We start from the raw sequence: 13613 nt of genomic DNA, 5'->3' as shown, positions 1-13613 counted from the left end.
CGTCGCGGTCAATTGCAGCTCCGGGATGCCCGGACGTTGTGACGAGTTGGCGGTTGCGAGAACGTGGGGTGCGATTCCCAGGCTCTGCGACTCCGTGACCGTCAGGTGCGGCGTTCATCTAACGAGCGTTTGACGAACGCAACCCAGGACGCCCGGCCGAACGGGGACCCCATGCGCAGTGTCCGGTTTGGATGTTCATTTTGCCGTTCATCTTCGGCCGTGCCCTGCTACCGTTCAGGTACCTCGCGCTTGACGTTTGATGAACGGAGGTGCTTCGCCGTGGCGCTCATCGGACTGGTCCGGGTCAGCACCGACAAGCAGAAGACCCAGCGGCAGCATGACGCCCTCGATCCGATCTGCCTGAAGGTCATCGAGGAGAAGGCCAGCGGCAAGCTCGCCACCAGTGACCGGCCCGACCTGCTCACCGCGCTGTCCTACATCCGCGAGGGCGACCTGCTGACCGTCCAGGAAGTCGACCGTCTCGGCCGCAATCTCCTGGAAGGACTGATCGTCCTCAACGACCTGTTCCAGCAGGGCGTGGGCGTCAAGGTCCTGGAGGGCATCGGCGCCGGCGAGCACACCGAACGCTCCTTCATCCTCGACCTGGCCCTCGCCCTGGCCGAGGACCGCCGCCGCGACATCGTCCGCAAGACCAGGAACGGCCTGGAGACGGCCCGAAAGCAAGGCAGGGTCGGAGGCCGCCGCCCCGTGGTCGACGACGACAAGCGGGCCGCGATCCTCGACCGTCGCCGGCGCGGGGAATCCATCCGCGCCATCGCCGCCGGGGTGAAGGTCTCCGTCGGCGTCGTCCACAAAACCCTGGCAGCCGCTGCTGAGGGCAACCCCACTGACCAGCCCCCGACTCCCTGAAGGAGCGGTCGACCAGTTTCTGGTCAAACTCCTCGGCTGTCACGCCTCCCCGTGGAGGAGCGGGCGAGGTGATCGTGCAGCTCGGCGTGCCTGAACTGGTAGTGCGGGCCAACAGCCCGCAGAAGCCCCATCCGGTGGGCGTCGTCGAGGAAACCCATCAAGCGGTACGGCAGGCGCCGGTGCCGTAAAGCGATGATCTTGTACGCCAGCCAGGCGTGGTGCTCGCCGTACCCCAGCCAAAACCCGAGCCCGCCGCCCAGCCCCAGCACCAGACCGGCGCTGAGCCCTGCCGCCATGCCGCCCTGCGCCCAGTACGCTGCGCAGATCACCAGTCCGGGTAGCAGCACATACACGACCACATGCATGAGGGTCAGTGTGCGGTCGCCGCGCCAGGTGGACGGCGGCGACAGGGCGGCCGCCGTCGGCGCGGGCCGTGAGGCCCAGCGTACGAAGCCCAGCAGCAGGCCCACCACCAGTCCGGCCACCGCGCCGACAATCGTGCGGAAGAGCGACAGGTCCCACTGCCCCGAGGCGCTGACGATCGGAACCCCTACGGTCCCCACGACGCCTCCCGTCAGGCCCCAGAAGGCCAGCAGCCGCAGTAACGGGCGGATCCGGCCGCGCAGGCCGAGGGCGACGGTGCCTGGTTCCTCCGCGACCAGCTTGGCCCACACGAGTGGCGAGCCCTTCCAGCGGCCGCCTCTGACCAGGTCCACGGTGATGATAGCGATCGTGGCGGTGAGGACCAGGCCAATCAGTAGGTTGACGACGTAGATCAGGATCGGCAGCGGGCCCGTCAGCTCGGCCGCGAGCCTGACCCTGGAGCGGCCCATGGACCCCACCACGAAATTGCCCAGCAGGAGCATGACGACGCCGACGGTGGGAGGCGGGTGCGGCTTGGCCAAGTATCCGGCGATCCGCCACCAGGCCAGCTCGCGGGTGTCGTGCTCGGACAGCAGGCGGGCCAGGTACTCCAGCCGGGCGCGAACCTGGTCTGCGGTCCACTGCCTGCGCGGCCGGAACGGTCCGGGGGAACGGCCCGGCCTCCTGGTGGCGACCAGCGCCTCCACGACGTGGTCGAGGAGGTGGCCGCGCAGCTTGGCTGGGCTGCGCGCGTACGTGGTGAGCAGGGGTCTCGGGTCCGCGCCCGTCTCCGCGTACACGGTCTTGACCATCCACAGTCCTTGCGCGGTGGACACCACGCACGCCAGCGCGGGCGCGGAGCCCGTCCGCAGCGCGCGCAGTACCGCCTCCCACTCACCGCCGGGGGGCACGCAGCGCTCCAGGTAGGCGGCGGCTACTCCGGGCACCAGCGGCGTGGAGGTGATGACGGTCCCGGCGTTGATGGTGCGCCGCGCTCCGGCGAACTCCGTGGTTCTGCTGGTCAAAATGAGTTCGTCGCGGTCGGTGAGCCAGGCGTTCAGCGCTGTGAGTACGGCTGGGCGGGCCTGCTTGGGTAGCTCGTCCATGCCGTCCAGGACAGGTAGGATCAGCCCGGCCGCGGCCAGTTGCGCGGCGGCGGCCGGGCCGTGGGCGGCGTTCAGCGCCGGGTAGTCACGTGCCACCCGAGCGGCCAGCCAATCCTGCAACTGCGGGTGCTCGGCAGGATCCCAGTCGGCGAGCGGCAGCAGGACCGGTACGGCCTCGTCGTCCTTGCGTGTCCTGGCCAACAGCAGCAGCAGTTGTACGGCCAGCGTCGTCTTGCCCGTCCCGGGCTCCCCGATGATCACCAGCCTGCGTCGGTCGAGCCTGCGGAACCGTTCGGCCATCTTCTCGATGGCGGCGCTGTCGCCGCCGAAGGCGTAGCGCCGTCCCGGCTGCACGAGCCTTTTATCCTTGGTGAGCTCCCAGGAGATCGCGATGGGGTCGGGGTTGTGCAGCGACCACATCCTGACCTCGGCGAGCCACTGCTCGCCCACCTGCCTGGCCAGCAACTCCGCCGCGATGCGCAATCCGTCGTCGTCCAGCGCGGGTTGCTGCGCGGTCTTCCCGCGGAGGTACGAGATCAGGAGCAGGCCAATCGGGACCCCGGCGAACAGCAGCGCGCCGAGGTCGCCGAGATGCATCTTCGCGCCGAGATCGACGAAGGTCCAGGCCACAGTCGGCACCGCCAGAAGGCTCGCCAGCGCCACTACCGCAACCGCTTTGCGCACGAGCCCCATTCTGCCGCCGGTCGGGCTTGTGGGCTACGGAGCGAGCAAGCTGTGATCTCGCCGTCGAAGTAGGTGTCCACCTTCTCGTTGCAGAGCGCGACCGTATCTGTTCAACCCCGTGCCGGGAGCGGCCGACGTGCTGTTCCTGGGGATCGACGTCATCGACCCGTCAGAGTTCAGCAACGTGCTCTGAGGAGCACGCCGTGACGCTGCCGCAGATCCCGCTCGACGACCCGTGTGTGCTGGCGCAAGGTCCTCGCGGACCTGGAAGCCGCCGCCGCGACGTTCCGCCGCGCTGTGAACCTCATCGGCTAAGCCGGGGCGTATTCCCCTACCGCCGATGGGAAGCGGGCTGCAGCGCCGCGCCGAGCGCGCCACCGGGAATGATCCTCCCGTCCGCGGCCAACTGCACTGCGGTGGCCGCCGCGTGCAGCATCGCTTCCTGACGTGCCGGGCTCAGCCGCTCGTACGGCCGCCAGAGGATCAGACCAGCCCGGAACGGCAAGTCCGCAGTGTCCCAGATTTGGTGCAGCATGGCGGCCGAGCCGGGGCCGGCCCGGGAGGCGACCATGCTGACCTCGTCCAGCAGCGTACGCAGCAGGCGTAGCCATTCCCCGACGTGCACCGTGCGCGAGGGTAGTGTGACGCTCTCGGTGGCGATGCCTTCGAAGGTGAGCCGGTCCAGCGCGGCGACGGCGTCGGGGACCGGGCGGGGGGTCAGGGGCTCGCCGTAGCGGTGGGCCCGGCGAACCTCGTGGACTCGTTCCAGGCGGCATCCGTGTTCCGCGCAGCTGATCATGAGGGGGAGCGCGGCGAGCAGGAGGATGCCGCGGTCGGCCGGGCAGGTGGGGCAGACCCGGCGTGCCGTCCGCCATGGGCGGCTGCGCGCTGGCAGCCAGGGCACCCAGTGGTTGACGACGTGATATCCGGCCCGGCCCGGCGGCAGTAGTACCGAGTCCTGCCGGACATAAGCAGAGAATGCCTTCGGGCCGTCTGCGGGATCCAGGGTGTCGGCCAGCCACGGCACACACCCGGAGATCGTCATCCGGCGCAGTCGGCCTACCGCGATGCCGGTCCGCGCGGTGAGCGCGCGTAAGACGGCAGCGGGCGCCTGGTAGTCCAGGTCTGCGTCGCGTGGGCGTACGACGTCAAAAGCGGGCACCTGGTAGTCCAGGGCTGCGTCGCGTGGGCGTACGACGTCGAACTGCGCTGACGCCGGACCGAGGTTATGGGTCAGCAGCTGTTCGACCGACAGGCGGTACAGCCCGGCCAGACGGCCGAGCCAGGAGGTGAGCGCCTCGCCGGGAGCGGGCTCGGGGTGCACGGGCCAGCGGCGCGCCCCGTCCGGCACGCCCGCGCTCCTCACAGCAGCTCGCGTTCGAACTTGCGGCGCCGCTCGGTCGGCCCGGCGTAGCCGGCCAGCAGCAGGGTGCGCTGCGTGATGGCCTCCTCGCCGGACTCGATCGCCGCGACGGCGGCCTCGGTGAGCAGCGCGGCCAACTCTCCAATGGTGCCCTCGCTGCGGGCCAGCAGATAGTCGGTCATCTCCGCGGTGGCCAGGTAGGAGGGGCGGCGCAGCGGGAAGGCGGCGGCGAAGCTGGCCAGCAGCATGCTCGCCTCCCGGCCGGCCTCCCAGCGCGGCAGCACGAACGGAGCGAAGCGGTTCTCCAACTGGTCATCAGAGCGGATCACCAGGTAGGCGTCCCGGGTACCGACGCCAACCAGCGGGATCTTCAGCTCGTTGCCCAGGAAGCGCAGCAGATTGAGGAACTCGCGACGCACCCCGTCACGCCCGGCCAGCACGTTGTGCAGTTCGTCGATCACCAGCATCCGCACGCCGGCCTGCCGCAGCAGCCGCACCGCGAGATGCTCCAGCTCGGCCAGCCGCTGCCGGGGCCGCAGCGGCGCGCCAAGCGCGCTCAGCAGCGCGGTGTAGAAGCGGGCCACGTGCGGATCGGAGGGCATCTGCACGACCAGCACCGGGATCTCCTCCGTTTCCGGGTGCGAGATCGGCGGGTGCGAGCGCCGGAACTTCTCCACGATCATCGACTTGCCGTTGTTGGTCGGCCCAATCACCAGCAGGTTCGGCATCCGCTGCTTGGCCGGCCAGTCCAGCAGCGTGTGCAACTGGTCTAGTGCCTGGGTGGCGCGGGTGTAGCCGATCCACCGATCCGCCCGGACCCGGGCCAGCCGCTCGGCGGCGGGCAGCCTGGCCACCGGCCGGACGCTGTCATGCAGGTGCGACAGGTCCTCTTCCGGGCCCGGCTCCAGCTCGATGCCTGGCCGACTGGTCACCACTGCTCGATCACCTCGAACGGCTGCACGGGCTCATCGTCCGCGCCCTCCGCGCCCTCCTCGGCCGGCAGCGAGGGTGGCGGCGGGGGCGCCGGCGCATCTGGTCGCGGCGCGGGGGTCGCCAATCGGCGCTCGGCATCGCGGCGGGCCCGGCGGGTCGTGGCCGCCGCGTTCTCGGTGATCTGCCGCATCTGCTCCACCATGGCGAACAGGGCGTTCTCATCGACCTGGGCGCGGCCCTCCCGGCGCAGCCGGGCGATCGCGGCGCGCTGTTCCCACACGCTGATCGGCGGGCGCGACAGCATCCGGTACGGCACCGGCAGGTAGGCGTGCCCGTCGGGGTCCAGCACCCAGATCCGGGACAGGTCCCGCGGGTCGCGGCGCAGGACGAACTTTTCCAGCCGATCCCGGCGGGCGATCCACGGCTTGAGCGCGTCGCTGTAGTACTGCACGTGGTCGATGGTGAAACCGGTCCGCCTCAGCGTCCGCCGGATCACCGGCAGGAAGTCGATGAGGAACGCGGTCTCACCGGTCACCGTCGAGGGGCGGCCGCCGGCCGCGACGCCCTCGGCCCACCGCCCGGCGGGTGTCTGGCCCAGCGTGGCGTGCACCTGGCCGTGGTAGGCGGCCACCGCCAGGGCCAGCCACCGGTTCAGCTCGGCGACGGTCAGCACCGCCGTGCCCTGACTGTCGTAGCTGCCACGCTCGGCCACGCTGGAGAAGGTGGTGCCGGGCAGTTCGTGCACCATCTGCATCATCGTGCCGATCAGCCGCTCGATGACGCCGCCGAAGTGCGGCATGCCCTTGGGCCGGTACGCCAGCGTGACGCCGTGCTGCACGCAGCCCCGGCGCAGCGCCTCACTGTGGAATTCCACGGCGTTATCGACGTGGATCTCGTGCGGTTTGCCGCTCATCGGCCAGACCACCGCCTGCAGGCCGAGCCGCTCCAGCCACGGCCGCTTGTCGCACACGGTGTGCGCCAGGCACAGCCCCACCGACAGCGCCGACGGTGCCTCCAGGGTCACCACCAGGCCGACCACGCACCGGCTGGCCACATCGATCGCCGCGGTGACGTACGGGCGGCCGATCGGCAGCCGATGCCGCTCATCGACCACCTCCACATCGACCGGCGTGTGGTCGATCTGCACCTGCTGCAGCAGGCCCTCGATGGTCGGCGGGTCGCCGCCCGCCGACCGCAGCCGGCGCGCGCCCTCGACACCCTCCCGCGCCGTGGCGGCCGCCACCGGATCCAGCGCCTCGATCCGCCGCGCCAGCGTGCTGCGGGCCGGCACCGGGAGCCCGCCGACCCGGCACCGGCGTACGACCTCCCGGTAGACCGCCGCCACCGAGCGCCGCTGCCGGTCCAGATACCGCGAACGGATCACCTCGGCCATCATCGACTCGACCGCCGCCGGCACCCGGCCGAGTCTCCGGCCGCCGCTGGAGCGCCGGGGAAGCAGATCTGAGACGACGCCCTCACCCGCACGCCACCGCCCCAGCAGCACGTACACCTGGCGCCGCGAAAGGCCCAGCTCGGCCGCCGCCGCGTCCGCGGCCGCCAATCCCACCCCCGGCTCGGCGGCCAGTCGGCCGATCACCTCGGCCCGGCGTACCGCTACGTCCCACGTCTCATCCGGGGCTGTCAGCACGCCCCGCTCGACAACCTGCGCCCGCCCGCTGTCCATGCCGGGACCTCACCGTCGCGCACACGAGTACGGAACAAAACGCACGGTAGCGCACAAGACTATGGACGCACCGGACGTTCGCAGTCCTCTGCACAGACCCCGAAGCCCCAGGACAGCCGTGCACACGACTTCGAAAAGTGACAACGGGTTTCGGGACGATCGCCGAGAATCGCGTAATCGTCCGAACTGGGAATCCGCGGAGACGGCTCCGGCGTCGCGGAACCGTCCCTTAAACGACCGTCTCGGGACGGCCTCTCTCAGCTGAATCGGAGCGCTTAGGTTTCGACGGGTGGCTAGCCCTTGCGAGATGGGTGCCCTTATCGGCGGCGGACGCTCCACCTTCTACTCCTCAGCGGACAGCCCGAACCTGCGCACCTGCTCGGCCTCCTCCACTCGGCCCCACCGTTCAAGCGCATTGGCCAGCCGCTCGGCAGCGAACCCGTCGCCGGCATCGACCCGCGCACGCAACTCCTCCACCCGCCCCTCCTCGGCCAACACTTCAGCTAACCGATTGGCGGCGGCCCTGTCGCCGGCATCGGCCCGCGCACACAGTTCCTCCACCCGCCCCTGCTCGGCCAACAGCTTGGCCAGCCGGACGGCAATGCTCCGATCGCCAGCATCAGCTCGCACACGCAGCGGAGCGAGTGCCTCCTCCGTCCGCCCCTGGCTGGCCAGTAGTTCGGCCAGTCGGCAAATGGCGGCCCCGTCGCCAGCATCGGCCCGCGCACGCAACTCCTCCACCCGCCCCCGAACGACCAATAGCTCGGCCAGCAAACCGGCCAGCAGCTCAACCGCATCTTCGTCGCCAGCGGCGGCTCGGGCATGCGCCAGAGCCAGAGCCTCTTCCAAATGCCCTTGCGCAGCCAGCAAACCAACCACCGAGATGACGGCGGCCCCGTCGCCAGCATCGGCTCGCGCACGCAACTCCTGCACGTTCCCCTGACTAGCCAACAGCGAAGCCAGCTGTTGGGCTGCGAACTTGTTGCCGACATCGGCTGATGTACGCCACAGCGTCAATGCCTCTTCTATTCGCCCCTGCACCGCCAGCAGCTCGGCCAACCGTTCGGCGGCGGCCCCGTCGCTAGCATCGGCCCGCACGCGCAACTCCTCTACCCGCCTCTGGCTGGCTAACAGCAAAGCCAGCCAGTAGGTAGCGTCCTCATGGCCGGCATCGGCGGCATTGCTGAGGAGGGGTTCGGCGTAGCGGTACAGCAGCCGGGATATTGCGCTGTGGCCCAAGCGTGCCTGGTCGGCGTGGTCGGTGACGTGGTCGACCAGGGCTTGCCAAGTGGTGGCGGGGATCTTGGCCGTGCGGCGTTGCCGTCCGGCGTACTGCAGCAAGTAGTCCGCCAGTACATACCCAGCTGGGAGTTGTCCCATTTGTTCGGCGACCGGCGCCAGCGCGGCGGCGGCGCCATGCACCTGCTCGGTGGTGTAGGCCAGCGCGGCCTCGAACCAGTTGGCCGGGGCGGCCGCCCGCTGCCGAGCGTCGCAGTAGCCGGGCGCAGCAGCGCGCAGCATCTCCGCGGTCAGCGGTGCCCGGACGCCGAGCCGGGCGGCGTCCACGGCTGCGGCCAGCACGGCGCGAGCGTAGGGGTCGGCGGTGTGCCAGCGATCGACCAGTTGCGGTGCGGCGGCCATGACCTGGGTCATTCCGTAGTCGGCCGATTTCAGCGCCACCGCGATCCGGGTATCGGCTTTCGCAGCCTGCCGAGCGCGTTCCCGCTCGGCAGCGCTCAACACCGGGGCGATGTGAGCCACCTCGGCCGCCTTGAGCACTTCCCGCTTTTCTTGGCATAAATCCGGCTTACCGCGTTCGGGTAGACGGATGTAAGCGGCGTAGCGCTCCGGCCACAACGTACCCACGAGCACTGCCCCGGCACTCACCATCGTGCGCAGAACTGCCGGGGTGAGACCGCGCTCGCCGTCGAAGTAGGTCTGCAGCTCATCCAGCCACACCACCACCCGAGTCGGCGGATCGACCGCCAACTCGGCCAGTTGCGCGGGCCCGGCCGGATGCACCAGCCACCAGGCAGGCATCAGCGCTCGCACCGCCTCAAACGCGCACCGAGTCTTGCCCGAGGACGATTCACCGACTAGTACCACTACCCCGCCCTTGGCCATCGCCTTAGCCAGCAGGTCACGAATCCCGTCTTCGGCGATGTCGGTATCGCGAGGCACATACACCGGCATCTCCTCAGAAGCGCCGGGGACCGCGATGGGCTTGTGCACCCCTAGCAGCCGCGGCGATGCCTGTTCCACCCGGATCGCCCCCGCCGCCCGGGGCAGATCGGTCGACAGCGCCCGCTCCCGCGCCGCTAGCCACCTCCGGTGCCGCTCGCGGGGAACACCGCAGGCGCGTAGGAACACCTCCAGCGTCTCCACCGACGGTCGGCCTTTCTTAAGCAGGTCGCTCATCGTGCTGGCGGGCATCCGATCTGGCCGCGCCGCCTTCTCCAGATCGGAATAGGACAGCCTACGCGCCCTACGCAGTACGTCCAGCGCGTGAGCCAGCTCGCCAGGCGTATGCACCCCTGTCGGGTCGGGATCCGAGACGACATCGTGATCGCCGTCGCCGTCGTAAATGTGGTGAGACATCGCGATGCGGCTCTTTCAGATTGGTCGACCGGCCCGCCGCGCCTGTCCGGCCACGACCTCGGACGGCGGCGAACCCCTCGGACCCCACCACCGGCCGGTCAGATGACATCACCGTTTAGCCTGCCGCCTCACCCTCTCCCACGCCACTCACTTGCCAGGCTTCCTCCGGCTTAATCCGCATCCGCTGCCGTACCCCGCCGGTGCCTGGTCTGCTGCGTCCAGTAATCAACCGCGTGCCGGCCGGCCGCCCCACGACCACCGACAGGAAGCCGAATATGCACCACATCATCGAGTGGATGCCGCTTGCCGCCAGCGCGCTCAACCTGACCGGCGCCGCCCTAACCTTCGCCGCCGGCATCCACCGCAACCGCACCGACCGCAAGACCAGCGTGCGGGAACAGGATGACCACGGACACGACGCCAACCCAGGCCAGGGCAACCCGAAGTAGTCCAAGGGGCGAGGGGGCGGGAGATCGGTCACCCAGCTCCCGCACCTCGTCTGGATACCCACACGTTCCCCGACGATCGGATGCCTAATGGTCCCTCGGCGGGTGAATGTAGACCGGCCCAGTTCTCCACGGCGACCGCGCTCCTGCTGGCGTGGGCTGCCTCGATGATCTGTGTCATGGACAGGTTCTTGCGGAACTTGTGACCTATGCGTTCGTTCGGCCTGAAGGCGGAATGGGCTGGCGGCAGACCCACGGTGAGACGGCTTCCCACAGAGTTCGAAGCCTTCATTTAACGATCGTTTTTTGAAGACCCGTCCGACCAGCCGCTAGAAGGCCTCGAACGCCTTCAAAAACTCGTTCAACAACCCCGGCGGTTCAACAACCTCGAAACACCGTTTGTTGAGAGAATGATGGGCGTGACCGACGCCCTGCAGCCGCCCGCCGACCCGCTGGCCGCTTTCCCCGCCTACCGCAGCGAGATCCGCATCGGCTACGCCCGCGTCTCCACCGCCGGCCAGAACCTCGAGCGCCAACTGGACGCGCTCAAGGCGGCGGGGTGCCGGAAGGTGTTCGCCGACAAGAGGTCCGGCAAGACCGCCGAGCGGCCCGAGCTCGCCGCCTGCCATGCGTTCCTGACCGAAGGCGACACGCTGGTCGTGCCGTCCCTGGATCGCTACGGCCGCTCGCTGGCCGACCTCATCACGATGGTCGGCGAACTCCGTAAGCGTGAGATCGGTTTCACCTCGCTGCATGAGAACCTCGACACCACCACGCCGGGCGGCCGGCTCATCTTCCACGTCTTCGCTGCGCTCGCAGAATTCATCCGCGAGCTCATCGTGGCCGGCACCCGCGACGGCCTGGCCGCCGCCAAGGCCCGCGGCCGCACCGGCGGCCGCCCCACCGTCATCACCCCCGAGCTGCTGCGCGCCGCCCGCGACATGCTGCCCAACCCGGAGAACTCGATCACCTCGATCGCCAAGCTGCTGGGCGTCAGCGCGGGGACGCTGTACAACCACATCCCCGACCTGCGCGAGCTGCGCACCAGGATCACCAGTCCCGGGTGAGGGAGTAGCAACCAGACGCTGTAGGAGGGGACGAGACGAAGAAAGGCCCCGGGCACCCGGGGCCTTTCTCACGGACAGCTTGGCTTGCGCCTAGATCAAGACGTGTACGGAACCCCCGAAGGTAGTGAACCTTCTGACCTTGGGGCCCGCGGTCGACTCCTGCCGCTGGGGTGTCCAGAGCGTAAACGCGAGAGCTCAGGCTGGCTTGCCTCGCATCTCATCCGCCTCGTTCCTTCGACCTTGGATGACACCATAGCATGGGTTCGACGATATCTCACATCCAGTGGCCGATTGGAGCCGCATGACCCTCTCCCATATTCTGATCAATTGAAGTTAGAAGGAGGTAACCCCTACCGTTAGCCTTGTCCTAGTAGGTAAGATAAGCCACAGAGGACTGTATCACTTAGAGACATATCACTCACCCCCTCTCGAAGATTTCGGAATGCAGGCATGCAAAGAAGCCGGAGATTTAGCCAGGACGATTTCCAGCGACATATCGCCAAGCAGGCTGCCGTCCAAGCCGGCGCCACGAGTGCTGCGATCCGCTACTCCTTCATCGCTCGACCCGACGCAGCAGCACCGCCCCCTCCGATGGCACGTATCCTCCGCGGCAGCGGCGGCCGCGGAGGAGTCGCTCGACTCAAGCTCTACCTCTCCCTGCTGTGGCTGGCGCGTGGTAGGGAGCGTCCCGTTTTCGCCTACCCGGCTCAACAACTCGCCGCCTTGGTGGGACTCCCCGGAACCGAAGGAGCTGGCGTTCGACGTGTCCAAACAGCGCTCCGCTGGCTGGAGGAAGAGGGCTTCTTGGCGCTAGATCGCCGCCCCGGCGAGGCCACCCAGGTGCATCTCCTCGACGATGCCGGATCGGGTCAGCGCTATTACCAACCAGGCCCACTGGCCAAACCCGCACCGAGACGCTCAGCCAAAGATCGCCAACGGCACTTCTATGTACAACTCAACCGTGAGTTCTGGACCGAGGGCTGGGTGAGTGAACTATCGGGAGCAGCTGTCGCGATGTATCTTGTCGCTCTCCACGAAGAACGTGGGCGCGTTGGAGAGACCATCTGGATCTCCCCTCGCATCGGCCGCGAACTCTATGACCTCAGCGACGAGATCCGCAGCAAAGGCTTGCGCGAGCTGGTCGACTACGAACTGCTTGACTTGCAGCGAAGACCTGTCGCCCATACGTCGTTCGACGAGCAGCACCGGACGCGCAATGCCTACCGTGTCATTCCGGACGGGCTCAGCAAGCTCATAAGAGCTGGCCACAGTGGCTCCCTGGAGTTGCACGGTCTCGTGGCGCCGGACTAGCTGTCCCACGCACGACTGTTTTCGTACGCGTGGAGGAACATGCCGCTCCGGGCAGCGCTCGGCAGCCTCGGCGTGGTAAGTCCGGCAGGCGTCGCAGCGTGAGCGCGCCGCCTTCCTGAAAGGCTCGCCGCGGCGAGTACTCCGCTAAACGGGGCCGGTGGTTCCGGCATCGCCGTGGAGGAGAGCCCACTACCACAGGATTATCTGGATGCCCCTGATCAGCCACCGGGGCGCTCATGTGTCCCATGTATCACAGCAGTCTGACAGAGAGGGCCCCGACCGACGCCGTCATTGACCGCCGTACAGGGCTATCGCAGATAAGCAGCGGGAGTGGCCGGTGCTGCGGCGGGGTGTTCCCTCAGGACGGCACCACGCTGTCGCAGATAGTGACTCACTATCTGCGATAACGGCCGGCGCTTGTCACGACGGAGGGGCGGACGGACGATCCAAGCGCCGCGGTGTTTCCCTTCAGAAAGGTCAGGGACCGCCCTATGATCCGCATGCTGATCTCGATCGCGCTCAACCGGCACCTGTCCGGCGATCCTCGCTATGTGCGCTGCGCGACCTGCGGCACCACGGCCAGCGAACACGAAGCCCCACTGCGAGTCTTGGTGCGATTCACCACCATCGACGGGCGCCTGGTCGACGGGGATCAGACGCCGCCGGAATGGACCTGTCCCTCCTGCGGCCGCGCCGGCCCGCTTCAAGTGGGCGAGTTGCTGCCGAACGACACGCTCACCCGCTGTCGACGCACACGTCTGTGCCGTTATCACTGGAAGGTCCCGGGCAGCGCCAGGGTGGTCATCTGTCCTCGCTGCTACACCGCCCAGCCCGGCCCTGCCGTGCTGTGACCCGCATTCGGGACACTCGTCAGCACCTCTTCCGTGGCACCTGTTCCCTCCAACCGGCGCCCCCGGCTACCAGCGTTCGAGGGCGAGTTGTCCGGCGCGATTGTCCGGGCCTGGTGAGAAGACAACGGCCTTCCCGGGGCAAATCGGGAAGGCCGTTCTGTGTCTCCCTGAGCGCTCGTCCGGACCAACGAACTGACGCCTTGGGGCGGCCGACCTGGGCCGACCTCGCCGCGGGGTCTAGACCAACGGCTGTGGGTTCCATGATGCACTGTGCGTCAGTTGTCCAACCTCGCAGCCGGACCAGACCGTCTGCAGCCGATGTTCCCCGGACCACTCC

At 68.4% G+C, this 13613-nt stretch carries 10 protein-coding genes; 5 read left to right on the top strand and 5 right to left on the bottom strand.

All coding sequences use genetic code 11. The features are described from left to right. Positions 1 to 279: 279 nt before the first annotated feature. Positions 280 to 870, top strand: coding sequence for a recombinase family protein (locus tag ACIBQX_RS49170; protein WP_397017465.1), 591 nt, complete (start codon positions 280 to 282; stop codon positions 868 to 870). 23 nt (positions 871 to 893) lie between these two features. Here ACIBQX_RS49170 and ACIBQX_RS49165 read toward each other — a convergent pair whose 3' ends face one another. The 5 genes from ACIBQX_RS49165 to ACIBQX_RS49145 all read right to left on the bottom strand — a co-directional run bounded on the left by ACIBQX_RS49165 (position 894) and on the right by ACIBQX_RS49145 (position 9601). Continuing rightward, positions 894 to 3023, bottom strand: coding sequence for an NACHT domain-containing protein (locus ACIBQX_RS49165; RefSeq protein ID WP_397017463.1), 2130 nt, complete (start codon positions 3021 to 3023; stop codon positions 894 to 896). Positions 3024 to 3354: 331 nt separating this feature from the next. Continuing rightward, on the bottom strand, positions 3355 to 4374 hold the full coding sequence (locus ACIBQX_RS49160) for a TniQ family protein (RefSeq protein WP_397017461.1): 1020 nt from the start codon (positions 4372 to 4374) through the stop codon (positions 3355 to 3357). 11 nt (positions 4375 to 4385) lie between these two features. Next, positions 4386 to 5294 carry a TniB family NTP-binding protein gene (locus ACIBQX_RS49155; RefSeq protein ID WP_397017485.1) on the bottom strand — a complete coding sequence of 303 codons (909 nt, stop codon included), beginning with the start codon at positions 5292 to 5294 and terminating at the stop codon, positions 4386 to 4388. 20 nt (positions 5295 to 5314) lie between these two features. Then, positions 5315 to 7003: a Mu transposase C-terminal domain-containing protein gene (locus ACIBQX_RS49150; protein ID WP_397017459.1), complete on the bottom strand. Its 1689-nt coding sequence runs from the start codon at positions 7001 to 7003 to the stop codon at positions 5315 to 5317. 342 nt (positions 7004 to 7345) lie between these two features. Continuing rightward, entirely contained in the window at positions 7346 to 9601 is a 2256-nt protein-coding gene (locus tag ACIBQX_RS49145) for a hypothetical protein (RefSeq protein ID WP_397017458.1), read from the bottom strand. 275 nt (positions 9602 to 9876) lie between these two features. On the opposite strand from ACIBQX_RS49145, the gene ACIBQX_RS49140 reads away from it, so the two are divergent. From ACIBQX_RS49140 to ACIBQX_RS49125, 4 genes are all read left to right on the top strand, one after another. Further along, positions 9877 to 10050 carry a hypothetical protein gene (locus tag ACIBQX_RS49140; protein WP_397017456.1) on the top strand — a complete coding sequence of 58 codons (174 nt, stop codon included), beginning with the start codon at positions 9877 to 9879 and terminating at the stop codon, positions 10048 to 10050. A gap of 410 nt (positions 10051 to 10460) precedes the next feature. Continuing rightward, positions 10461 to 11114, top strand: a complete 654-nt coding sequence (locus tag ACIBQX_RS49135; RefSeq protein ID WP_397017483.1) for a recombinase family protein — start codon at positions 10461 to 10463, stop codon at positions 11112 to 11114. 804 nt (positions 11115 to 11918) lie between these two features. Next, a complete protein-coding gene (locus ACIBQX_RS49130; RefSeq protein WP_397017454.1) occupies positions 11919 to 12425 on the top strand; it encodes a hypothetical protein in 507 nt (168 codons plus the stop codon). A 491-nt stretch (positions 12426 to 12916) separates the two neighbouring features. Beyond that, positions 12917 to 13276 (top strand): hypothetical protein, encoded by a 360-nt coding sequence (locus tag ACIBQX_RS49125; protein WP_397017452.1) that lies wholly within the window; start codon positions 12917 to 12919, stop codon positions 13274 to 13276. Positions 13277 to 13613 lie beyond the last annotated feature (337 nt).

It is taken from the genome of Nonomuraea sp. NPDC049714, from assembly GCF_044465295.1.
Taxonomy (GTDB): Bacteria; Actinomycetota; Actinomycetes; order Streptosporangiales; family Streptosporangiaceae; genus Nonomuraea.
This window is presented reverse-complemented; position numbering and strand designations above follow the sequence as displayed.